This window comes from Massilia consociata, from assembly GCF_042432755.1.
Lineage (GTDB): Bacteria > Pseudomonadota > Gammaproteobacteria > Burkholderiales > Burkholderiaceae_D > Telluria > Telluria consociata.
Map to the genome: position 1 here is coordinate 341,637 of NZ_JBHLWP010000009.1, position 21,503 is coordinate 363,139.

Consider the following 21,503-nt stretch of genomic DNA (forward strand, 5'->3'; position numbering starts at 1 on the left):
TGTTCACTTTCATCGGAGACTTCCCATGTCCAGCCAGGCCCAACTGCTGATGCTCGACCGAGACGCCGTCGCCGCCGTCATGACGACCGACATGATCGACCGTGCTGTCCGCGACGCCTTTGCACTGCATAGCGCACGGCAAGGCCGTGTTTTTCCCGTTGTACGGGAAGCCCTGAGCACGGGCGGGATTTTCGGCATCAAATCGGGAGATGTGGCGGCACGTGCCCTGTTGGGCTTCAAGGCCGCCGGCTTCTGGCCACGCAACCGCGAACTCGGCGGCGAGCCGCATCAGGCCACGATCATGCTGTTCGATCCGGCGACGGGCCGTCCGCGATGCATCATGGACGGCAACGCCATCACGACCGCCCGGACTGCGGCTGCCGGCGAGCTCGGCCTGCGTATCCTGGCACGTGCCGACAGTACGTCGGTATGCGTATTCGGCACCGGCGTGCAGGCACGAGCCCAGTTATCGGCCGCGCTGCGTGCGTTCCCGTCGTTGCGTACGGTTCGCTATGTCTCGCAAGATGGAAGGCCCAAGCCGGATTTCGAAGCGTGCTTCGACGGCACATGCCGCCCGGTCCTGGCCCTCGACGTCGACGCAGCCGTTGCGGCCAGCGATGTCGTCATTACCGCTACCCCGGGCGCCGGGCCGCTGTTCAGTGCAGCGGCGGTGCGGCCCGGAACGCACCTCAATTGCGTCGGTGCCGATACGCGCGGCAAACGCGAACTGCCAGGGAGCCTGCTTGAGCGGTGCCGGCTGGTGGTGGATGACAGCGAACAAGCCAGGAGCCTCGGCGAAACGCAGTGGGCACCATCCGTGCCCCATGCGGAACTCGGCGATCTCCTGACGGGGAAATGCGCGTTCGATCGCCAGGCAGATGACGTTACGGTGTTCGATATGACCGGACTGGCCTTGCAAGACTTGGTGGTGGGTGAATACCTTTACGACGCGGCCAATGCTGCTCGAGTCGGCTGCCTCATCTCTTGGCCTTGGTGAGTCACATCAATCGACTGATAATTTGCGTCGACTTGAACGTGCTTGGGATATCCTACGATGAACCTGCACTGCCAGTCGAACGCGATGTCCGGTTTTGCTCCGAAGGCAGCCGTTGGGCTCGGCATGGTTGCTCGCAGGGCCGAAAAATCGCAGGTATCACGATTGGCAGAACCGACCCGAAGAGGACCTCGCAGGAACGAGGAGCACCTACTGGGCTGCGATGAACCAGGCGTTAGCTCGGTTTCGTCCGGCCGGACTTGGCTTCCCTGGTTCGGCATAGACACGGGCGTACCAATGATTCGCTGGCGCTGGATGGCCGGTGCCAGGCTGCACAAGCAAGCTGCACGGCCGGCGCCTGGCGGTTTTTTCGTCTCCGTTTCCTTCGCCGCCAACCGTGCGCGCCTGTCGCGCGCAGGCGATTCATACTGCTTGCCTCCGACTACGCGTAAAGGATTAGCCATGTCCACAGTCAATCTGGACGAACTCGAAGGGGCGGCCATGATGGTAGAGGATGGCGGCGGCACGGTCACGGCCCTGGTGTCGCGCGAGACAGGCATGATCCACCTCTTGAACGACGAGTACATGGACGACGAGGCGCCGATGCCCTCGGCATCGGAAGGCGACGAGCGCTATGTGCCGGTTCCGCCCGCGGGCATGCTCGGCATCGGAGACGGGCTCGTGCTGCGCTTTGCCGCCACCCACCTGGCCGACGACCAGGACACTGTTCGCGACCTGTTCCGTGACCGGAACACCGAAGGTTTCGCCCGCTTGCTGGAAGAGCGTGGCGCGGGCGAGGCCTGGGATCGTTTTCACGAGGAAGTCACGCGGACCGCCCTGCGGCAGTGGTGCGAAGAAAACGGCTTGCAACTGGCCGGTTGAGCGTTCGCCGCTTCTGCTTCACCCAATAAAACTATCGGGCAAGTTCCAGCGCCCTGGTGGCATCGACGCGATACAGCTGTGCCGGTAGACTTACCGAGGCGTCACAGCTCATCGCGACCTTGCTTCCGTCCCGCATGCCCAGCACCGTCTTCCCCTGCGTCCGGCAGGCGGCCACCGACGCCTCGAGGGCGGCACTGCCGTCGAACAGCGGCAAGCCTTCCGCACTGGTGACGATCATGCCCGGGCGGAGTGTCTTGCACGTGGGGCCGTCGGCAATCCGTGCCGATGCCGGTTCGTGGTACATGCTGATGCTGCCGTTGCAGTCGGCGCGCATCAGCGCGCCCACATGGCGGAATGCGAGCGGCTTGACCATGGCCGGGGCGATCTCGCTCGTGGTGCGCAACAGCGAGCCGGGCTGGCGCGCATAGGCCTGCAGGACGGTATCGAGCGGTTCGCTGCCGGCCATGCGGGGAATCCAGCGTGGGGCGCAGCCTTGCGCGGCGCCGCATTCGAGCGCCTGCGCAAAGTCCGTGGGCTGGCCTTGCTTGGCCTTTACGTAATAATCGCGCAGCCGCAACAGTGCCGGGGTCGAGGCTGGCCCTCGTTCCAGGCCGACCAGGTAGAACGTCAGGCCGCAGTGGTAGGGGTTCATTCCCCAGTTCCTGTTGCGCATCGTTTTCCAGGACTTTCCTTCGGCCGCCAGCACGCAGGCGTTCACGGCCTGGTCGAGTTCGGCCTGCACGCCCGGACGGTCGAGCCAACCCAGGCGCGACGCCGTGACCACCCGGAGAAACTCGGCGCCCCCTTCGCCGATGGTGGCGCTGTCTTCCTTCCAGCTGTCGTTCCAGACCGACGGCTGGGAGAGGTGGGCCATTTCGTGCGTCACGAACGCATGCAGGAGCTTTTCCTGTTCGGGGCCGGGCGTGGGGAAGAAACTCAGGCGCATGACGGTGCGGTTGGCGACGTCGCCCCAGTAGGTACCGGGTTCGGATGGGGAGGCGACGATGAACGGTACCGTGAAGGCGAGTCCGGGCAGCATCTTCCTGAGCTCGCCGTCGATGCTGGCCACGGCATCGGCCAGGAACGCCTTGCTTGCCGGTGTGAACGCGCTGCTGGCATGGATGCGCGGCATCGCGCCCGAGGGAAAGCCTCCTTCTATCAGCACGGTCGGCATCGCTTCGCCACCGCCGTCGGCGGCGCGGCGGGTGGCGCTGCCGGCCGCCATCTTCCCGTCGATCACGACCGTGCCGCCGGGAACGTCGAACGTCCAGTCGACCGGGCCACAGGCATCGGTTGGCGCATAGGCGCTCGTATGCACGTATAAACCGCGTTCTACCGGATACGCCTACGGATAGACGCGGTCTGCGGTACGGTTGCTTGCCGGGACGCGCAGGCGCAGTGCGGTGCAGGATGGATGCTTGCGGCGCAGTTGTTTCCCGTCGAATTCGGTACAGTCGTCCGCAGCCTGCCAGTCCTTGCGGACGTCGGCGCCCATGCCCGGACGCCAGCCTTCGTTGCGAAAATCCAGCGCGGCACACGACGCCGGAACCCGGTAACTGACTTCAAGAAAAGCTGGATCCCGCATTGTCAGGCTCGCCTGTACCGGCGCCTGGCCCGCAGACGTCTGCGGCACGGCTTCCTGGGCGACGCACACCGGCGCGATCGCCAGCGCCAAGCAAGACAAGTGAAACTTCATTACCGGGCTCCCGTGATATCGACGGGCAAGGGTAACATCGCCGGGGCGCCAGAATTGCGCAGATTCTCACGGCAGATCGTGAGACGGATCGATTCGAATCCGTGCCTCAGTCGTTGCGCGGGTAGCGGCGCCGCTCGCTGCGCCGACGCCTTTCGGGCTGCTCGATGGCACGCAGCAGGATGTCGCGAGGGATATGGCAGTTGTCGAGGTAGTCGAGCGCGAAGCGCAGCCCCCGGGTTTCCGCCAGGAAGAAGGCGTACTCGGCAGTAACAGCAGTCTCGTCGTCTCGTCGTCGTTGCGGCATGGCTAGCTTTCTGCCGGAGACGCGGTGCAAGACCGTCGTTCCGGCGCATCCAGGGCGGCAGAGACATCGCCTCCGCCTGGCCGGTACCCCCGATTCACGTACCGACTTGTTGCCAATAATACATGACCAAGACGGGCGCACGGCTGGATTATGTTAGCGATTGTTACAGTAACAACGAAACAGCAGCGATGGCGGTTGACAGCATCGACGACGGCATCAGCACCGGTTTACTGGCGCAGCAGGCGGCGCAGCGTCGTGGCCAGGTCCTCGGCCGAGAACTTGGCGACGTAGGCGTCGGCCTGGACGTTCCTGACGTGTTCCTCGTTGGTGGTGCCGGAAAGCGATGAATGGATCACCACCGACATGCCGCCGAAGCGGGCGGTCTTCTTGATGTTGCGGGTGAGGGTGAAACCGTCCATCTCCGGCATCTCGAGGTCGGTCAGCACCAGCGCCACCTTGTCGTGCACGCTCTTGCCTTCGGCTTCGGCGGTGTTGGCAATGCTGTTGAGCTGGTCCCAGGCTTCCTTGCCGCTCTTGGTCATGACGAAGGGCAGGCCCATCGCGTTCAGGCCTTCTTCGATGAGGGCGCGCGCCACCACCGAATCGTCGGCCGCGAGGATCACCGAGCCGGGCTTGATATGGATCTTCGCGCCGACGGTCTGCTGGGTGATCTGGGGCGTGGCGTCGGGGTTCATGTCGCGCAGGATGGTCTCGACGTCCAGCACCTGTGCCAGCCGTTCGGGTTCGCCGTTCTCCGCAGGCAGGCGGGCGATGCTGGTGACCATCCCGCTGGCGGCCGTGCGCTCGGCCGACATCACCTGGTTCCAGTCCAGGCGTACGATTTCTTCCACGCTCTCGACCGCGAAGGCCTGGGTGGTGCGGGCGAATTCCGTCACCAGCATGATGTTCAGGCCGGTCTTCGGCTTGACCCCGGCGATGGCCGGCAGGTCCAGCACCTGGATGATCTGGCCGCGCAGGTTGACCACGCCCAGCACGTGCGGCATCGAGCCGGCCACGGCGGTGATTTCCGGCATGGCGACGATCTCGCGGATCTTGAAAACGTTGATGCCGAACAGCTCGCTGCGCTCGCCATGCTCGTCGCCGCCGAGGCGGAACAGTAGCAGCTCGAACTTGTTGGTGCCAGTCAGGTTACTGCGCTCGTCGACTTCTTGTTGAACCGATTTCATAGTCCGCCATGTAATGTGGGTAATGCCGATAGGAAAGCATTTTACGTTCGAACTGTCCGGAAACGTAAAGACTCCGTCAACATCGGCAATTTTTTCAACGGGCGGCGGCGGGAAAACAACGAAATGTAACAAAATGACAAGCGTTTCCCGCGTGGGCAAGCGCTTGAATCGGCAGCGCCGGAGAGTGGCGGGCGTGCCGGGCGCTCAGGCCTGGTGCGCCCGGTCCGGCGCCACGAAGGCCAGTCCTTCCTCGAACGAGCGCAGGATCATGTCCACGTACGCTTCCACCAGCGCGCGCTTCGGCAACTGCTCGTCGTATGGCAACAGCACGGTGACCAGCAGCGCCTCAGGCAGCCCGGCGCGCAGTTCGGTGACCGCGCCGACCCATTGCTCGAAGTTGTCCTGGCGCGGATAGGTGATGAAGACGGTGGAGACCAGTCCGGGGGCGCCCCCTTCCGGACGCTCCTGCGGGACGCCGGCAACGATGCTGCGCGCATCCACGTCCGCTTCGCGCAGGGCGCGCACCAGCAGCTCGGTGAGGAACTCGTCGCGTTCGGACGGCAGGCCGGCGCACAGCACGACCGAGCCGGGCGGCACGTCGAGCGAGCCCTGCCAGCGGCCGGAGCGGGCTTCGCGCATCTGGCGCAGGTGGGCGCCGATATTGGCATCGAGCAGCGGCACGGGCTTGCGACGCGCACGCGCGCCGCTTTCCGAGGCCGAGGCGACGGTCTCGGCGATATTCGCGATCACGGCGCGCATGCGCAGTTCCTGCGCCTTGTCGATCGTGCCGGCGCCGAGGTCGGACACGGCCATGCGCAGGCCCGGCAGCAGGACGTGGTCGCAGTAGCGCGCGAAACTGTAGCGGCGCACGTAGGCGCGCGCGTCCTTGGTCAGTTCGTCCGCTTCGCCGGCCAGCACGCGCTGGTGGAAGCGTTCGGCGTCGCTCATGTTGGGCGCGTCGCCCAGCAGGATGGTGACCGGGGCCAGCGCGCGCACGTGGCGCCCGGCCACCACCAGGCACAGGGTCAGCGGGGTCGACAGCAGCAGGCCGACCGGGCCCCACAGCGCGCCCCAGAACAGCGCCGACACGATCACCGCCAGCGGAGACAGGCCGGAGCTGTGGCCGTACACCTTGGGCTCGATGAAGCTGGCCAGCACCAGCTCGAAGGCCAGGAACACCGCCATGCAGGTCGCCGCGAGCGTCCAGCCGGGGTCGATTGCCGCGACGAACACGGCGATGATGGCGCCGGCCAGCAGCACGCCCAGGTAGGGCACGAAGCGCAGCACCCCGCTCAGCACGCCCCACAGCACGGCATGGGGCACGCCGATGAGGCCGAGCGACAGCCCGATCACGGCGCCGAAGGTCGCATTCACGATGAACTGCGAGAAGAAGAAGCGCGACACGCCCTGGGCGGCGTCACCGAGCGTGCGGATGGTGCGGCTCACTTCCGCCTGGCCGGCCAGGCGCACCAGGCGGTCGCGCAGCGAGCCCTGCTCCAGCAGGATGAACACCAGCAGGATCAGGACCACGCCGGCCTTGCCGATCGGGCCCCAGACCAGGGCGATGGCGCGGCCCAGCGTGTCCTTCATGGTGCGCGGTGTGCGCACTTCGACCGGCACCGGCTGGTTGCTCGCGGCCAGGTTGCCGCGGCGCGGCTTGACCGGCTCCACGGCGCCGGCCGGGGCGACGGCGCTCAGCTCGGCCTCGATCCGGGTGATCGGCCGCTCGACGACTTCGCGCACCTTGGCCACCTTGGTCTTGATCGCGGCCCGGTACTGCGGCAGGTCGCGCGTGATCGTCACCAGCTGGCCGGCCAGCACGGCGCCAATGCCGACTACCAGGGTGGCCACCAGCGCGACCGACAGCAGCACCGCCGGCATGCGCGCCAGCCCGGCCCGCGTCATGCTGCGCACCAGCGGCGCCAGCACCAGGCTCAGGATCAGGGCGAGGGCCAGCGGTTCGAGGACTTCACGGCCAAAGTACAGGAGGGCGACGACGCAGGTGGCGCTGACCACGGTGTTGGCGTTCAGGCGCAAGGAGGGTGGCGGGGCGTTCATGCAGGGCGTCGGCCGTTCTAAAAGGATGAGAAACGGCTATGTATAAAGGAAAACGTTGCATTCGCCAAGTAGATGCGCGCCGATCATGCCGTCAAGCTGTGCTCCTGCACCCTCACCGGCGGGCGCCGGTGAGGCCGGACGCCGCGGGGCGGATCAGTCCGCCGGATCGGGCTTCACGCGTGTGAAGTTGTAGTCGGCGGCGGAGCGCTCGAGCGCCAGGCCGAGCACATCCTTGAGTTCGTCGGCACGCGCACCATTGTCGAGCTGGCGCTTCGCGAACGTGTTGCGCAAGGTGCGCCCGCCGGAACGCGCCAGGTCCATTCCGGCACGCTCGAAGGTCGCCCGCATCTGCACGTAGACCGTTTTCCTGGTCATCCGTGCGCCGGTCAGGTTGGCCGGGAAGACGAACTGGCCCGGGATCGCCATCGCTTCGCGCTCCTGCAGCCAGTGCCGCAACTCATCGGCGCCTTGGCGGGGGAGGGTGACCGTGTGTTCATGGCTCGTGTCGTGCTTCTCGTCGGGGGTGATGGTAAGCACGATCGATCCGTCGAGCGCGATCTGACGGCCCACCTCCGGGAGCAGCAGGCCGACCGCTTCGGAAACCCGCAGGCCGGTCAGCGCGATGACGACCTGCATCGCGCGATCGCGCCGGCGCTTCCAGCCATCGAACGGGGTGTTGCGCCGCAGTCGCGGCGCCTGTGCCGGCAGCGCCGCGAAAAAGCGCTGCAGCTGATCCTCGGACAAGGTTCGCCCAGGCTCGTCCTTCGACATATGGGCGCGGTCGATACCGATGATCGCCTGCTGTGCCGGGTTGGGCGCCACTTCGAGGTATTCATAGCAGCGTTCGAGCAGGCGCAGGTAACGGTAGGCGATCTTGCTGTTCAGGACGCGCTTGCCGTTCTCGGTGCGGTTGATGAAGCGCAGCAGGTCGGCATGCGTCACCGAGGAGAAGCTAAGCCCTTGCTCGAGGATCCAGCTTGCCACGTTACCGAACATGAAGATATAGATCTTTGCCGATTCCGCAGAGAGCGCCCTGAGCGTGCCGTCGGCGCGCAAGCGCCGGCCGGTCTGGGCAAAAGCAGTGGTGGACACGAACTCCTTGAAGGCGCGAACTGGATCGGTATCCCACGGGATGAGCTTGTGCATGACGGGACGGGTCGAAATCGAAAGGTGCAGACTACCATAAAAATGTAACTAACCAACGTGTGACCACACACAATCCGTAAAACGACACGTCGACAACTACGGCAACGATCACAACTACACGAACAAGGCCAGCAAAAAGGAGGGCACGGCAGTCAGAGCAGGCGCCCGGGGGGCATGCCCGGTCTCAGGACTGCAGCACGTAGCTGCCCGGCGCGTTGTCCAGGCCGGCAGCAGGCGCCGGCGGCGCGACCTGCGGCCCCGCCTGCCGCGCCAGCCAGGCTTCCCAGGCCGGCCACCAGCTGCCTTCGTGTTCCGGCGTGTCGCGCTGCCAGCGCTCGGGGTCGACATACGGGTCGTCGTGCAGGTGGGTGGCGAGCTGGTAGCTGCGTCCCTGGATGCCCGGCGGCGAGACGACGCCCGCGTTGTGGCCGCCGGAGGTCAGCAGGAAAGTCACGTCGGTGTCAGTCAGCGCCCCGATTTTATAGACCGAGCGCCATGGTGCGACGTGGTCGGTGCGGGTGCCGACCGCGAAGATCGGCACGTGGATATCGGTCAGCGCCACCGGGTGACCCTCCACGATGTAGCGCGCGCTGGCCAGGCTGTTCTTCAGGAACAGCTTGCGCAGGTATTCGCTGTGCATGCGGTAGGGCATGCGGGTCGCGTCGGCGTTCCACGAAGCCAGGTCGTTGTCCTTGTCCGGGATGTCGAGCAGGTAGTGGCGCAGGCGCCGCGACCAGATCAGGTCGTTCGAGCGCAGCAACTGGAAGGCGCCGGCCATCTGGCGCGCGTCGAGATAGCCCTGCTGCCACATGACCGCCTCCAGGAAGCTGACCTGGCTTTCGTCGATGAAAAGCGACAGCTCGCCCGGTTCGGTGAAATCGACCTGGGCGGCGAGCAGGGTCATGCTCACCAGGCGGCGGTCGCCGGCGCGCGCCATCGCCGCCGCCGCGATTGCCAGCAGCGTGCCGCCGAGGCAGTAGCCGCAAGCATTGATGCTCGCCGCGCCGGTCTGCCGCCCGATGGTCTCCAGCGCGTCCATCACGCCGAGCCGGCGGTAGTCCTCGAGTGCCAGGTCGCGGTCCCCGGCCCCCGGGTTCTTCCAGGAGATGATGTAGACCGTGTGACCGTGCTCGACCAGGTAACGCACCAGCGAGTTGTGCGGCGACAGGTCGAGGATGTAGTACTTCATGATCCAGGCCGGCACGATCAGGAGCGGCGCCGCGTGGACGGTGGGCGTCACCGGATCGTAGCGGATCAGTTCGACGAGCCGGTTCCGCATGACCACCGTGCCCGGCGTGACCGCGACATCGCGGCCCGGGCGAAAGCGCACCGGGGGAAGCGCGCCGGTCAGGGCGCGCCGGGCGTCCTCGGCCGCGCGCAGGGCGCCGTGCATCAGGTTGCGCCCGCCGCTGGCGAGCGTGGCCTGCTGCGCCACCGGATTGGTCGCGATGAAGTTCGATGGGGCGACCCCATCAAGCAACTGGCGCGCGACGAAGGTCACCACGTCCGTGTGATGGGCCGAGACCCCGCGCACGCCGCAGGTGGCGCGGTGCCACCACTGCTGGGTGAGCAGGAAGGCCTGGCTGAGCTGGTTGTAGGGCCAGGTGTGCCACAACGGGTCGGTGAAACGCTTGTCCTGGGCCAGTGGCCGTACCGGCGCGGCAAGCGACCCGAACATCGCGCCCGCGCTGTACTGCAGCCAGCGCTGCCCCGCAACGGCGGCCTGCATGCCCAGTTCCATCTGCTTGCTGGGCGACAGGAGCAGGTGGCTGGCCCAGTCCTGCCATGCCCCGGCCAGGGCCGCCGGCGAGACGTGGCCGGTGAAACGGCCCAGCCAGGCATTCAGGAGAAGGTCGACCTGCGCGTGCTCGGCCTGGGCCTCCGGATGATGCGCGCGGACATGCGTACCGCCTTGCCAGGTGCTGCCCTCGCGCCGCTGCTCGCTCGGTGGGATGTCGGAAACGGTATTCATGCGTTCAGTGGGCAATGAGGAGCGGGGCCGGGATGCCTGTCGATCCGGTCGTCAGCGCGAGCCCTCGACACGCGTCGGCTGGCCAGGTGCGGCTCGCCTGGCCGCGGCGGCCCGTTCCGGCAGGTGCGTGGCGGACCGGAGGCGATGCGCGCGTGCGACCGAGTGGCGTCCGCAGTCGGCGTGCAGGACGCCTGGCACCGTGACCGGCCAGCCCGTGGCAAGGACCCCGGCCATGGCGTCGATGACCTGCCGCCCCAGCCCGATATCGCCGCCCTCGACCCGGGCCATGGCGCGATGCAGCCCGGACAGGATAAGCCCATGGCTGGCACGCAGCGCATGGAGGCAGTCGTCGCCGAGCAGCTCCAGGATGATCTCTTCGTGGCGGAATGCCGCTTCGACATGCGCCACGACCGCGGGGAAATGCCGCGCGAACGATCCGTCCGGCTCGGACTGGAGCGCGACCACGCGGGCGCGCACCAGCTTGCGCCGGTGATGGAGCGCGGAACACGCCACGCGCGGCGACATGTCGATCGGGCGGTACATGCCTCGGACGCCGCGGTCAGCGGTGCACCGGCACCGGGGTGCCGGTTCGGGCAAGCACCTTCCGGGCGTCGGCGCCAGGGAATTTCGCTGGCGCGACGCCGGCAGCGACTGGGCGGCGGGTGGCATCGGTACCGCCCTTCGGCGGGAAGATGCGCTTGTACATGGCCTGGTCCTCGATAAGTCGATCTAAGTCGGTTGGGATCGGGGCACCCGTCGGACCGCGCCCCGGACCACGCATTAGATCGCCGGGACAACTGGCGGTTCCCCGCGCGTCGAAGCCAGTTAAACGGGCCGCCGCTGCAGTTTTTTTGAATCCGGCGCCAACTCGACGGCGTGGCGGTTGTCATATGGTTGGGCTCCTTCGCCGCATCCGGCGGGAGCGCAACCCAATGACGGAGACGCCATGAACATGAAAAAATTCGCACTCGTGCTGTTGACGGCCGCCCTCGTGTCCTGCGGCGGTGGCGACAACGGTCCTGCGCCGGGCAGTGAGGACTTCACCACCAGATTCAGCGCCCAGGTCAGCTTCGGCGACAGCCTGGCCGACGTCGGCACCTATGCCGTCGGGGCGGTGGCCGCGCTGGGCGGCGGTAGATTCACGATCAACGGCGACAACACGGCGCGCTCGCCCGACCTCACCGGCCGCAACTTCACCGAGCTGCTGGCCGCGCAGTTCCGGCTGCCGGCGCCATGCCCGGCCCAGACCGGCCTGCAGGGCGACCCCGCCCGCAACCTGCGGGTGGCCGTCACCAATCATGCGGGCTGCTTCGGCTATGCGCAGGGCGGCGCCCGGGTCAGTACGCCGGCCGGAGCGGGGAATGGCCGGGACGACGCCTCGATCGGGCTGCTCATGCTGCCTGTCACGGCCCAGGTCGGCAATCACCTGGCGGTGTCGGGCGACCGCTTCCAGGGAAGCGAAATCGTGTTCGTCACCGCCGGTTCCAACGACGTGCTGGCCGAGCTGGAGGCGTTGGCGGCGGGGGCCGCGGCAGCGGGCAGTGCCGAGGCCGCGTCCAGCTACCTGCTGGCGAACGCGCCGCTGGCCATCGCCCGGGTGGCGCGCGCGGCCGAAGAGCTGTCGGTGCTGGTGCGCACGCAGGTGGTCGGGAAGGGCGCCAATCACGTGGTGGTCAACAACGTTCCCGATATCGCCGCCACGCCCCTCGGCCAGGGGCAATCGGCGTCGCTGCGCCAGCTGCTCACGACCATGGTCACCACCTTCAACAACCAGCTCTCGGCAGGGCTGGCCGGCGAAGACAAGGTGCTCCTGGTCGACCTGTACACGCTCACGCGCGAGCAGGCGGCCAACCCGGCGGCCTACGGCTTGGCCAATACCACGACGCCGGCCTGCCTCCAGAATGCCTTCGGCGGCAGCGCACTGGCCTGCAACGGCGGCAACATCGTGCCGGCCCCGGACGTGGGGCGCTACATGTTCGCCGACAGCCTCCACCCGACGCCGTACACCCAGGCCCTGGCGGTGCGCCACATCCTGGCCCAGATGATGATCAAGGGCTGGATCTGACGCCGGGTCAGGTGCCGGCGCAGCTGATGGCTCAGTCGTCGTTGCGCATGGCCCGCGCCTGCTTCATGTCGCGCAGCACCTCGCGGGCTGCATTGTGTCCGGGCGCCCCGGTCACGCCGCCGCCGGGATGCGTGCCCGATCCGCAGGTGTACAGGCCGGGCACCGGTCCGCGATAGTCGGCGTGGCCCAGCATCGGCCGCGCCGCGAACAGCTGGTCGAGCCCGAGCGCGCCATGGAAGATGTCGCCGCCGACGAGTCCGAAGGTGCGCTCCAGGTCCAGCGGGCTCATGATCTGCCTGCCCAGCACCGCGCGCTTGAAGTTGGGGGCGTAGCGGTCCACGGTATCGATCATCAGGTCGGCCACGCGTTCGCGGTGCGCATCCCAGCTCGAGCCGTCGGGGAGTTCGGGCGCCACGTGCTGGCAGAACAGGCTGGCCACATGCTGGCCGGGCGGCGCCAGCGTCGGGTCCAGCGTGGACGGAATCAGGAGTTCGACGATCGGCTCGCGCGACCAGCCGAAACTGCGCGCGTCATGGTATGCGCGTTCCATGTACTGCAGGCTGGGGGCGATGATGATGCCGCTCCCATGGTGCTCCGCCATGAGCTTGCCGGGCAGGCAGCTGAAGTCCGGCAGTTCCGACAGCGCCACGTTCATGCGGAAGGTGCCCGAGCCGCAGCGCCAGGCTGCCATGCGCCGCAGGAAGTCGGCGGGCAGGGCGGCCGGATCCACCAGCCTGGTATACAACAGCCGCGGATTCAGGTTCGACACGACCACCCTTGCATCCAGGCGCTCGCCGTCCACCGTGACGACACCGGTGGCACGGCCCTTGGCCAGCAAGACCTCGCGCACGGCGCAACCGGTCCGGATCTCGGCGCCGCGGGTCCGGGCGGACTTCGCCATCGCCTGCGTGATGGCGCCCATGCCGCCGATCGCGTGTCCCCAGGCGCCTTTTTTGCCGTTCACCTCGCCGAACACGTGGTGCAGCAGCACGTAGGCCGAACCGGGCGTATAGGGGCTCGCATAGTTGCCCACCACGCTGTCGAAACCGAACGCGGCCTTGATCGGTGCGCTCTCGAACCAGCCGTCCAGGTAGTCGCCCGCCGATTTGGTGAACAGGTCGAGCAGTTCACGCTGGGCCGCGAGCGACAGGCGGCCCACCCGGTTCCCGAGCCTGCCGGCCTTGATGAGCTCGGGCAGGGCATGGAGCCAGCCGCCTTGCACCATGTTCGGCGGCGTCTGCAGCACCAGGTCGCGCAGGAGGTCGGCCGCCATGTCCAGCTGCGCCGCATAGGCTTCCAGGCGCTGCGCGTCACGTTGCGAGTAACGGGCCACCTCGGCGGCGGTCCGGCCTGCGCCGACCTTGAGGTAGCACGTGTCGTCCAGGGGCAGGAAGTTCGAGAGCGGACGCTCGACGATGCGCAGGCCATGATCGGCCAGCGACATGTCCCGGATCACCTTGGGATTGAGCAGGGAGACCGTATAGGCGGCCACCGAGTTGCGGAAACCGGGATGGAATTCCTCGGTCACCGCGGCGCCGCCGACCACGCCGCGCTGCTCCAGGACCGTGACTGTCAAGCCTGCGCGGGCAAGGTAATACGCGCACACCAGACCGTTGTGGCCGCCACCAATGATGATTGCATCGCGCATTCGATTTCTCCTGGTTACACGGGATACACGGGAGCATTGTGTGCCGGGTATCGCGCAATTGCACCTAACATAGTGACGAGGTGTGTGTGCCGCGTCAAATGCAATTGTTGGGAGAATATCGGTGGCGGTAACAGCTTGCAGTTGAATGTTCGTGCAGGCAGGTGCCCGGGCCGGTTTGCCGCCCGTTTCCGGCATTGCAGTGCCTGCGAATCCTCAGTGCGCGAACAGGACCGGCACCGGAGCGCGTTCGAGAAGGATGCGCGTGACGCCGCCGAGCACGATCTCCCGCAAGCGGCTGTGGCCAAAGGCCCCAGTCACGAGCAGGCCGGCGCCGGCGGCACGCGCAATGCCAAGGAGCGCCTCGCCTACCGGCGCATCGGTGCGTTCGCTCACCACTTCCACGCGCACGCCGTGGCGCGCCAGGTAGAGCGCCATGTCGGCGCCGGGCTCGTCGCCATGCAGCCCGGTCTCGCGCTCGGGATTGACAAGGGCCAGGCGTACCACGGTGGCGCGCTTGAGCAAGGGCAGCGCAGCTGCGATGGCGCGTATCGCGGGAACGCTGCCGTCCCAGCCGACCACGATATTGTCCTCAATGGGCTCGCTCGCATAGGTCGGCGGCACGGACAGGACGGGCCGCGCGCCGTGCAGCGCCAGGTACTGGGGCAATCCGCGCACGGTCAACATGTCCGCACTGTCCTGGCTCGTGATCAAGAGGTCGGCATAGCGCGCCTGCAGCAGTAATCCACTGCGGTCATCATCTTCTACCAGGCGCTCTTCGAACGATCCGATCCCGAGGCGGCGCGCCGTTTCGGCGAAGCGCGCCAGGTGCGTGCGCGCCCGCGTGCACAGTGAATTGAAGTCGTTGCCGGGGCCTACTGGCACCGATCCGGCCAGAATCTTGAATGCGGGCAAGGACAGGCCGGTTGCCGCCGCACCAACCACGTGCGCATCGTGTGCGTCGGCCAGCAGGGCGGCCGCCCGCAGCCGGGACTCCATGGTCGGGCTCGCGTCGACATGAACGATGATGGTCTTGTACATGGCAAGTCCTTTCGGGATGAAGGAGGTGGTGTTGCATCAGCCCGTTGCAGCGAGCAATTGCGTAAACCGCTTTTTTTTCATCTGAAGGGTTGGCTCGCGGCGCGCGGTTACCTCACAACATCGGGCGTACCGGCCGGCACGTCATTGATGCACATCAAAAACGGTGCTTACGTTGACGCTGATCGACGCCGGAAGCGTCACCGGGATCAGATCGGCAACTACAAACACCGGACGGGTGCCAGCCCCTACAACATTGCCGTCGGCTCCGGCAACCGCGTCAGAGACCTCAAGCGTGCCGGAATCGGCCTTCAGAGTACTCGATGACAATCGGCCCGGCCGCGCACGTTCGTGCCGCGCTGTTGTCTAAGATGTCTTTGAGGCCGGGGCTCTTGAAGCACGCCCGCGGCTGCCGCTTCCTTGAGCCAATTTGGGTTGAGATGATTTATCAGAACTTCGATTTGGAGATCATCCGCCCGGACGGAGGTGAGCAGCTGTGTGCGAGGGTGCTTGAGTCGCCATACGGCGACTGTCGCTTCATCGACGTGAAGTGGCCCTTCAGCGCCGACGAAGAAAACCAGATGCGCTCGGAGATCTACGGCCGGCTGAGACAACACCGTGGCCGCTCGAGCCAGGCCAGCACGATCGAAGATATCGGCGGGCGGCTGTTCGAAGCCGTTTTCTCCGTTGACATCGAACATCTGTTCCGGTCTTCGCTCGATAGCGCATTCCGTTCCGGAAAAGGCTTGCGCGTACGCCTGCGGCTGCCGGAAGACAGCGAACTGCATGCGTGGCCGTGGGAATTCCTGTTCGACACCGGAAGCAGGGAATTCCTGGCAGTCAGGCATCATACCCCCCTCGTCCGTTACCTGCCGGTTGCGCAACCGATCCCGCCAATCGCGGTGGAGGGACCCTTGCGGGTACTCATGGCCATGTCCTCGCCGACAGACCACCCGCCGCTCGACATTGGACACCAGTGGGACATCCTGCGCGATGCCCTGAAGCCGTCGATTGCCGCCGGCCGGCTCGAACTGCGCCAGGTACCGGGACGCTGCACTTTCGACAACCTGCGGGATTCATTCCGGCATTACGGCGCCCATATCTTCCACTTCGTGGGGCACGGGGTGCCGGGAGCGCTGGTGCTCGAGCAGGAGTCCGGCAAGGGCATGGAGATGGAAGCGACCCAGCTGCGCGCGGCGTTTCCGATCGGTGCCTTGCCACGGCTGATCGTGCTGAAGGCCTGTGCCGGCGCCCTTAACGAAGATGGGGCGTTTTCGGGCCTGGCCCAGGCATTGCTGAGGCGGGGCGTGCCGGCCGTGGTGGCGATGCAGGCCTCGATGACGGATGACGCCGCTCTCATCTTCACCCGCTACTTTTACCGCAAGCTGATCGAGATCGGCGCGGTGGATACCGCCCTGACCGAAGCCAGGCTGCGTGTGCAGGCCAACGGCTACCCGATCGAATGGGGTACGCCGGTACTCTACATGCGGACACTCAGCGGCCAGCTGTTTCAGCCGTCAGCACACCCGGCGGTAGGCCCGGAAGTAGAAAAAAAGCCGGAGTTGTTCGTAGCGCAGCATTCCGCCGTGCTCCCTCACGAGGGTTCAGGCATTGCCAAAAGAGCACCGGCGAGGCCAAGGCGGGTCAAGCAGGCGCCGCCACCGGTTACGCGGGGACCCGCACCGGCCGAGCAGCTGAGGCCGCCGGCAAGGGAGTCGACGCCACCGCAAACATCGCAGCCGAAGATCTACCCTTTGGAGGTGCCAGCGTACGTCGAGGCGCGCGCGCCGCAGCCAGCAAAGGCAAAGCGCTCGCTGAACGTCTTTCGGTATCTGAAACAGTATCTGTCGCTTTCAAAATATGAGCAGAAGCGCGAGCCATATCTCCCCTCCCGGATCGACCCTGAGTTCGCGGACCCGGCGGGGCCGGTCAGCACCGCTTCGAGCCCGAGCACTTCGGTAGCGTGTCACTTTCTCGCGGAAATGCCCCAGCAAGTCTTGCTGAACCATACCAGCACGATCGAAGTGATCATTTCACGTGAGCTGGTCGACCCTACACCGGGATGCGAAAGTGCAGCGGCAACTGGAACAATCGACCGAACGCGGAAGTTACTCATGCAAGTCGTGCCAAAGTGCAACTTTGTCCTGGCTGACGCACAAGCGGACCGGGTCGAGATCGATCCTCCGCTCGACAACGAGCTCAAGTCCGTGTACTTCGACGTCAAGGGCGCCTGTCTGGGCCCAGGGGAAATATGGATCATCGTTCGCCAGAGGCAAACCGGCATCGTTCGCCTTGTGCTGGAGCCCAAGGTAGTCGACCGGGCGCAAGCGGCCCGTACATATCGAGCAAAGGCTGAGGCAAGCGCGGTTGAGGCACCGCTCCTAGAAAGTCCGATCGACCAGCTCCTGGTAATCGAGCAAACCATCGGGGACAAGGTGCAGTACATGTTTGAACTGGACATGCCATCCGCGAACGTATTCGAACAACATACCTCGAAACCATTGCAGGTAAAGCGAGAGGAGTACGTCCGGGCGCTGTATCGGCAAATCGAGGAACGCTATCTGAGCCACTATAGCGAGTCGACCAGAACGGCTGATGTGGAGGCATTCACGGCCGAGCTGCAGGCGTACGGCGTGACCTTGTTCGAAGAACTGTTTCCTCGAGAAGTGCAAGCGCAGTTGTGGAAGCACCATGGCAAACTAAAAAATATACGCGTGGTCTCTACCGAACCGTTTATTCCCTGGGAAATCGTACACCTCAAGGCCCCGGGCGAGCCGCTCGATCGGGGGGCGCCGACGCTGTTTTTTGGCCAGTTGGGATTGGTGCGATGGCTCCACAATGTCAATGGTCACCCACCTGTGCAACTGCAGGTTCGGGATGGACGCGCCCGGTATGTCATTCCCGACTATCCGCACCCGGACTTGGCATTGTTTGAAACGGCCGAGGAGCGTGCGTTCCTGGAACGGAACTTTACGGCAACCGCCGTGAAACCGCAGCCCAATGATGTGCGCGAACTGCTGGGTCGTGGCGGTGCGTTCGACCGCTGCACTTTGCTGGCCATGGTGAGGCCAATCAGGATGAGATCGGCTACGCGCGCATTGTCCTGGAAGGACGCATCGAAGGTTCCACTTACATCCCGACCTGGCTGGATGCGACGACCGTCGAGGCGTTTGCCAAGCTGCGCGGACAGGACGGCACACAGCCGATCGTGTTTCTCAACGCCTGCAAGGCGGGGCGCGCAGGTTACAAGCTGACTGGAATCGGGGGTTTTGCCCAAGCATTCCTGCGCGCCGGCGCTGGTGCTTTTGTCGGCACACTCTGGTCGGTGGGAGACGAGCCGGCGTTTACCTTTGGAAAGACTTTCTACGACGCGTTGCTGAGTGGTCAAAGCGTACCCCACGCGACAACGCTGGCACGCGAGGCGGCCCGGGAAGCCGGAGACGCAACATGGCTCGCCTACGTCGTGTACGCCCATCCGCATGCACGGCTTTCGCATTGGCGACGTCAGCGACGGTAGCCGAGGTGCTGCGGCCCTGGGCCACCGTCGCCGTCGGAGGACTGTTCTCAGCGACTCTGCTGACGCTGTTCATGTGCCTTCGCTTTACGTGGGGTTGAGACGTCCAAAGCCCGACGATCCTGCGTAGTGAAAATGGCGTGATGGCGATGGAAATGGAATGTAAATGCCGGCGCCCTGGATTTTGGCGGCTCATCGAATTTGCACTGGACTTGAAAAAGAACGCGTAGTGAAGAAGACACTTGCCAAATTTGCTGCGGTAACGGGTCTTGCAGCTGTTTCGACGGCCGCTTTCACTGCTACGAGCCGGTGCTGCAGCAGCATCGAATGCTGCTTCAGGATGCTGGGTTGCAGCTAAGTATGCAAGAGCGGGCAGGGCGGCAGGAACCAAACTTTTTCCATTCGCAGTCAATGAACTGATTGCTTCTTTTTCGGAGTACGGCTATATGGTCTTTCCGTTCGAGCCTGTTAGCTTAACTCCAACGCAGCGTGTTAGCTTAACTCCAACGCAGTACGAGCTGGCCGTCAAGGAGATCCTCGACGGGAGTGGTCTGCCGCTCGAACAGTTCACGTCAAACCACCTCGATGCAGTAAATGGTGTCGATGGTAGTTACGTGAACAAGGTTACTGCACGGTTTTCAGCGATGGGCGCCAGCTTTCTCGACTTGATCGAGTGTCAGCACGAGCAACGCAAAGTGGAGCGTCAGGCTATGCAGGTGCTGCATGCGAAAGTGATGTCAACCGGAGCACAAAAGGAAATGCTGTTTTCCGTTGCAGGTTTCAGTCGGGTGCTGTCGAGTACGCGAGAGTGCACGGCATCGCACTGATTCAAATGGCCGATGGGAACTCCACGTGGTTCACCAGGAGCTTTGGACCCTCTATGCTGCCGGCAGTTTTGATCGACGATCCGCGATACGTTGGGTGGTGGTGCCGCGGTAACGAATTCAGAATGGAAGTAAATGTGTCAGATCGATGCAGGTTGGGTATCTGAGAAATTTACTTCCAAAGATCTGAGCGTTTTACTTCCGAGAGCTTGAAGCTTGGGCGAGGTCCGCATGGAAATCATGCGGCTGCCCGGCTTGCACCATTAAGCGCATAATCTATATTATGTTAAATCAGGTATTTGGAAATCGATTCGATGGCGCGGCTGGTCCGTTCCCATCCGGCGAACTAAAAGTGTACATTTAGACGAACTAAATGTGAGACTCCCCGAAGGCTGCGAACTAATTTTGAGACATTCACCGAGTACAGCTAGCCTCCTCAGCTCTTTGGAGGTTGTCTTCTGCGACATGACATTGTCTCGCCGCTGTGAAATCCAGTTGGCATGACGGACGGGCCTGCGCGTGATACTGCAAGCTATGCTCATATGCAGGACGCGTAGCCGTGGTTCACCACTGCTGGACGTATGGCGGGAACGTTTATTGAGAGATCCCACCAGGTTGTAGACTATCTTTGGCTGAGCATTGCCGCGTAAGCATCCTGCTCCGAGCATAAATGGGGCTGGCGCCTGCTCGGGCATGGGCCGAGCTACGGTGGGGTCGCGTGCGTTCTAGGTCACGGTTTTGCTTATGCAGCGGCGTGGTGTTCAAGCGGTGCCACGCTGCAGTTGAAACGATTAGCGAAGTGCTAGAGCGGATCGGGCAAACGGGTGGTTCCTTCGGTTTTTCCGGTTACTTCGCGTTGTTTATACCGTACCCGCGCGTCGATCAGGTCGTCGTCTGGGTGCCTTCATTGCTTGGCCAGCCATTACCTGATTTAGTGCCTTTCGCACGGCTCGCGTGGGGATGGCGACACCACACATCGTCTACGAAAAGAATCCCTGTCCTGGCATAAGCAACCTGTCAAAAAAGACGAACTCGACATTATAAAACCTAATGTCGAGTCACTTTGAGGTCCACTACTCGACGCTGGATTGATACCAATCGCCACTAGCAAAGGGCGTAAGATTCGCCTACCAAATGGCGCAGCTCATATCTTTCGCCCCAACCTGATTGGTGCACCGCTCTTTTCCAAAATTCGCGATCCATAATTATGTTTTCGCCATCGCGCGCAGCGCCTTCCTTCAGGGCGTGTTCGATCGTTTTAGCGAAATAGGACATCGGCACTTCTGTCCTGGTATCCGCGCCGGTGGTCCGATCTGCCTCGACGAATTCCTGCCATAGGTCGCCTGCGTATGCTGCCAGACGGAAGCCGTTCAGATAAGCCTGAGGTAAGAAAAAACGGGTATGAGACCAGCCGCTATCGCGCGGAAAGCAGTCGTTGTCGAAAGCCTTGAGGCAGTGCTCGATTTCCGTTATCGAACGCATGCCGTGTAGCTCAAACGCTTCCGTTGGTACGCTGGGAACGAACGTGGGGAAGTCGCTTGCGTATGCAACACGCTTTTGTTTAAGAGTTCGTACGCGCGGATGACCAACAAGGACACTAAGTAATCGAATCCCGTTGTTCTTGAGTCGGTCCTGCAGGTTGCGCAGCGTATTTTCCGTGGTCGGATCCAATAACTGTGATTCGTCAATCCAGAGGACCAATGAGCGCTGGCCTGCCCGCTCGATCAGCTCCATAACGTGTTTTTCTAGGAAAAGACGCTCACGCCCAGGTGCGCCACTGACGGCCCCAGCGTGCACTTCCAAAAATCTAACATCTGGAAATTTAGCAGGTAGGTGTTCGGTGACATATCGTATGGCATATGTTTTGCCGATGCCGGGCGGTCCAAATATGACTGCCTGCTGTACACCTTGGTTAATCCACGCGGCAACACGGTCCGCCAATTCCTCCGCCTGCAGCGTTGAACAACTGTACGTGCGAAGGCGGACAGGATGTTTTTCGAAATCGATCGGGCGAGTTGTCGAATCCGCTTCCGGCACTGAAGAATTCGTCTGGGGGGCACCTTGGCCGTTGCTGTCTTGTAGAACAGTCATACGCTTTCCTTTCAGATGTCTAAGCGAAGCGAATACAAAGCTGCCTGGTCTTGACCAGATGATAACCTGGACTTGCAGTTAGGTGGC

At 64.1% G+C, this 21,503-nt stretch carries 18 protein-coding genes and 1 pseudogene; 7 read left to right on the forward strand and 12 right to left on the reverse strand.

Annotation, left to right across the window (positions count from 1 at the left end; translation table 11 throughout):
* The first annotated feature begins 25 nt into the window (after positions 1–25).
* Positions 26–997 (forward strand): ornithine cyclodeaminase family protein, encoded by a 972-nt coding sequence (locus ACFFJK_RS08565; protein WP_379678757.1) that lies wholly within the window; start codon positions 26–28, stop codon positions 995–997.
* Between the two features lie 459 nt (positions 998–1,456).
* Positions 1,457–1,876, forward strand: a complete 420-nt coding sequence (locus tag ACFFJK_RS08570; RefSeq protein ID WP_379678758.1) for a hypothetical protein — start codon at positions 1,457–1,459, stop codon at positions 1,874–1,876.
* Positions 1,877–1,907: 31 nt separating this feature from the next.
* Here the strand turns inward: ACFFJK_RS08570 and ACFFJK_RS08575 are convergent, their stop codons facing one another.
* The 9 genes from ACFFJK_RS08575 to ACFFJK_RS08615 form a co-directional block, all read right to left on the reverse strand.
* Positions 1,908–3,194: a hypothetical protein gene (locus ACFFJK_RS08575; protein ID WP_379678759.1), complete on the reverse strand. Its 1,287-nt coding sequence runs from the start codon at positions 3,192–3,194 to the stop codon at positions 1,908–1,910.
* A 27-nt stretch (positions 3,195–3,221) separates the two neighbouring features.
* The gene (locus ACFFJK_RS08580) at positions 3,222–3,572 is read right to left on the reverse strand and encodes a hypothetical protein (protein WP_379678760.1); all 351 of its coding nucleotides are present in this window, start codon (positions 3,570–3,572) and stop codon (positions 3,222–3,224) included.
* Positions 3,573–3,678: 106 nt separating this feature from the next.
* Entirely contained in the window at positions 3,679–3,876 is a 198-nt protein-coding gene (locus ACFFJK_RS08585; protein ID WP_379678761.1) for a hypothetical protein, read from the reverse strand.
* Positions 3,877–4,103: 227 nt separating this feature from the next.
* Positions 4,104–5,063 (reverse strand): chemotaxis protein, encoded by a 960-nt coding sequence (locus ACFFJK_RS08590; protein WP_379678762.1) that lies wholly within the window; start codon positions 5,061–5,063, stop codon positions 4,104–4,106.
* A gap of 204 nt (positions 5,064–5,267) precedes the next feature.
* Positions 5,268–7,121, reverse strand: coding sequence for an AI-2E family transporter (locus ACFFJK_RS08595; protein ID WP_379678763.1), 1,854 nt, complete (start codon positions 7,119–7,121; stop codon positions 5,268–5,270).
* 153 nt (positions 7,122–7,274) lie between these two features.
* Complete coding sequence (locus ACFFJK_RS08600; protein WP_379678764.1) at positions 7,275–8,267, reverse strand: tyrosine-type recombinase/integrase; 993 nt, start codon at positions 8,265–8,267, stop codon at positions 7,275–7,277.
* A 184-nt stretch (positions 8,268–8,451) separates the two neighbouring features.
* Positions 8,452–10,239 carry a PHA/PHB synthase family protein gene (locus tag ACFFJK_RS08605; RefSeq protein ID WP_379678765.1) on the reverse strand — a complete coding sequence of 596 codons (1,788 nt, stop codon included), beginning with the start codon at positions 10,237–10,239 and terminating at the stop codon, positions 8,452–8,454.
* A gap of 51 nt (positions 10,240–10,290) precedes the next feature.
* Positions 10,291–10,782 carry a hypothetical protein gene (locus tag ACFFJK_RS08610; protein WP_379678766.1) on the reverse strand — a complete coding sequence of 164 codons (492 nt, stop codon included), beginning with the start codon at positions 10,780–10,782 and terminating at the stop codon, positions 10,291–10,293.
* A gap of 16 nt (positions 10,783–10,798) precedes the next feature.
* On the reverse strand, positions 10,799–10,945 hold the full coding sequence (locus ACFFJK_RS08615; RefSeq protein ID WP_379678767.1) for a hypothetical protein: 147 nt from the start codon (positions 10,943–10,945) through the stop codon (positions 10,799–10,801).
* A gap of 240 nt (positions 10,946–11,185) precedes the next feature.
* On the opposite strand from ACFFJK_RS08615, the gene ACFFJK_RS08620 reads away from it, so the two are divergent.
* Complete coding sequence (locus tag ACFFJK_RS08620; protein ID WP_379678768.1) at positions 11,186–12,304, forward strand: SGNH/GDSL hydrolase family protein; 1,119 nt, start codon at positions 11,186–11,188, stop codon at positions 12,302–12,304.
* Between the two features lie 31 nt (positions 12,305–12,335).
* Here ACFFJK_RS08620 and ACFFJK_RS08625 read toward each other — a convergent pair whose 3' ends face one another.
* Positions 12,336–13,952 (reverse strand): phytoene desaturase family protein, encoded by a 1,617-nt coding sequence (locus ACFFJK_RS08625; protein ID WP_379678769.1) that lies wholly within the window; start codon positions 13,950–13,952, stop codon positions 12,336–12,338.
* Between the two features lie 213 nt (positions 13,953–14,165).
* On the reverse strand, positions 14,166–14,990 hold the full coding sequence (locus tag ACFFJK_RS08630) for a universal stress protein (RefSeq protein WP_379678770.1): 825 nt from the start codon (positions 14,988–14,990) through the stop codon (positions 14,166–14,168).
* Here ACFFJK_RS08630 and ACFFJK_RS08635 point away from each other — a divergent pair.
* The 4 genes and pseudogenes from ACFFJK_RS08635 (at position 14,967) to ACFFJK_RS08650 (ending at position 19,328) form a co-directional block, all read left to right on the forward strand.
* Positions 14,967–15,314: a hypothetical protein gene (locus ACFFJK_RS08635; protein WP_379678771.1), complete on the forward strand. Its 348-nt coding sequence runs from the start codon at positions 14,967–14,969 to the stop codon at positions 15,312–15,314. The two genes, ACFFJK_RS08630 and ACFFJK_RS08635, sit on opposite strands and share 24 nt — an antisense overlap.
* A 254-nt stretch (positions 15,315–15,568) precedes the next feature.
* Positions 15,569–17,275, forward strand: a pseudogene (locus ACFFJK_RS22925) (CHAT domain-containing protein); the annotation flags it as partial.
* 809 nt (positions 17,276–18,084) lie between these two features.
* Positions 18,085–18,504 (forward strand): CHAT domain-containing protein, encoded by a 420-nt coding sequence (locus ACFFJK_RS08645; RefSeq protein WP_379679001.1) that lies wholly within the window; start codon positions 18,085–18,087, stop codon positions 18,502–18,504.
* A gap of 266 nt (positions 18,505–18,770) precedes the next feature.
* Positions 18,771–19,328 (forward strand): hypothetical protein, encoded by a 558-nt coding sequence (locus ACFFJK_RS08650; RefSeq protein WP_379678772.1) that lies wholly within the window; start codon positions 18,771–18,773, stop codon positions 19,326–19,328.
* Between the two features lie 1,101 nt (positions 19,329–20,429).
* Here the strand turns inward: ACFFJK_RS08650 and ACFFJK_RS08655 are convergent.
* Complete coding sequence (locus tag ACFFJK_RS08655) at positions 20,430–21,416, reverse strand: ATP-binding protein (protein ID WP_277477772.1); 987 nt, start codon at positions 21,414–21,416, stop codon at positions 20,430–20,432.
* Positions 21,417–21,503 lie beyond the last annotated feature (87 nt).

Coding starts and splice junctions, on each gene's coding strand:
- ACFFJK_RS08635 (WP_379678771.1), top strand. CDS start 14,967: ATGAACGATGATGGTCTTGTACATGGCAAGTCCTTTCGGGATGAAGGA.
- ACFFJK_RS08620 (WP_379678768.1), top strand. CDS start 11,186: ATGAACATGAAAAAATTCGCACTCGTGCTGTTGACGGCCGCCCTCGTG.
- ACFFJK_RS08570 (WP_379678758.1), top strand. CDS start 1,457: ATGTCCACAGTCAATCTGGACGAACTCGAAGGGGCGGCCATGATGGTA.
- ACFFJK_RS08605 (WP_379678765.1), bottom strand. CDS start 10,239: ATGAATACCGTTTCCGACATCCCACCGAGCGAGCAGCGGCGCGAGGGC.
- ACFFJK_RS08580 (WP_379678760.1), bottom strand. CDS start 3,572: ATGAAGTTTCACTTGTCTTGCTTGGCGCTGGCGATCGCGCCGGTGTGC.
- ACFFJK_RS08615 (WP_379678767.1), bottom strand. CDS start 10,945: ATGTACAAGCGCATCTTCCCGCCGAAGGGCGGTACCGATGCCACCCGC.
- ACFFJK_RS08595 (WP_379678763.1), bottom strand. CDS start 7,121: ATGAACGCCCCGCCACCCTCCTTGCGCCTGAACGCCAACACCGTGGTC.
- ACFFJK_RS08590 (WP_379678762.1), bottom strand. CDS start 5,063: ATGAAATCGGTTCAACAAGAAGTCGACGAGCGCAGTAACCTGACTGGC.
- ACFFJK_RS08585 (WP_379678761.1), bottom strand. CDS start 3,876: ATGCCGCAACGACGACGAGACGACGAGACTGCTGTTACTGCCGAGTAC.
- ACFFJK_RS08625 (WP_379678769.1), bottom strand. CDS start 13,952: ATGCGCGATGCAATCATCATTGGTGGCGGCCACAACGGTCTGGTGTGC.
- ACFFJK_RS08565 (WP_379678757.1), top strand. CDS start 26: ATGTCCAGCCAGGCCCAACTGCTGATGCTCGACCGAGACGCCGTCGCC.
- ACFFJK_RS08600 (WP_379678764.1), bottom strand. CDS start 8,267: ATGCACAAGCTCATCCCGTGGGATACCGATCCAGTTCGCGCCTTCAAG.
- ACFFJK_RS08610 (WP_379678766.1), bottom strand. CDS start 10,782: ATGTACCGCCCGATCGACATGTCGCCGCGCGTGGCGTGTTCCGCGCTC.
- ACFFJK_RS08655 (WP_277477772.1), bottom strand. CDS start 21,416: ATGACTGTTCTACAAGACAGCAACGGCCAAGGTGCCCCCCAGACGAAT.
- ACFFJK_RS08630 (WP_379678770.1), bottom strand. CDS start 14,990: ATGTACAAGACCATCATCGTTCATGTCGACGCGAGCCCGACCATGGAG.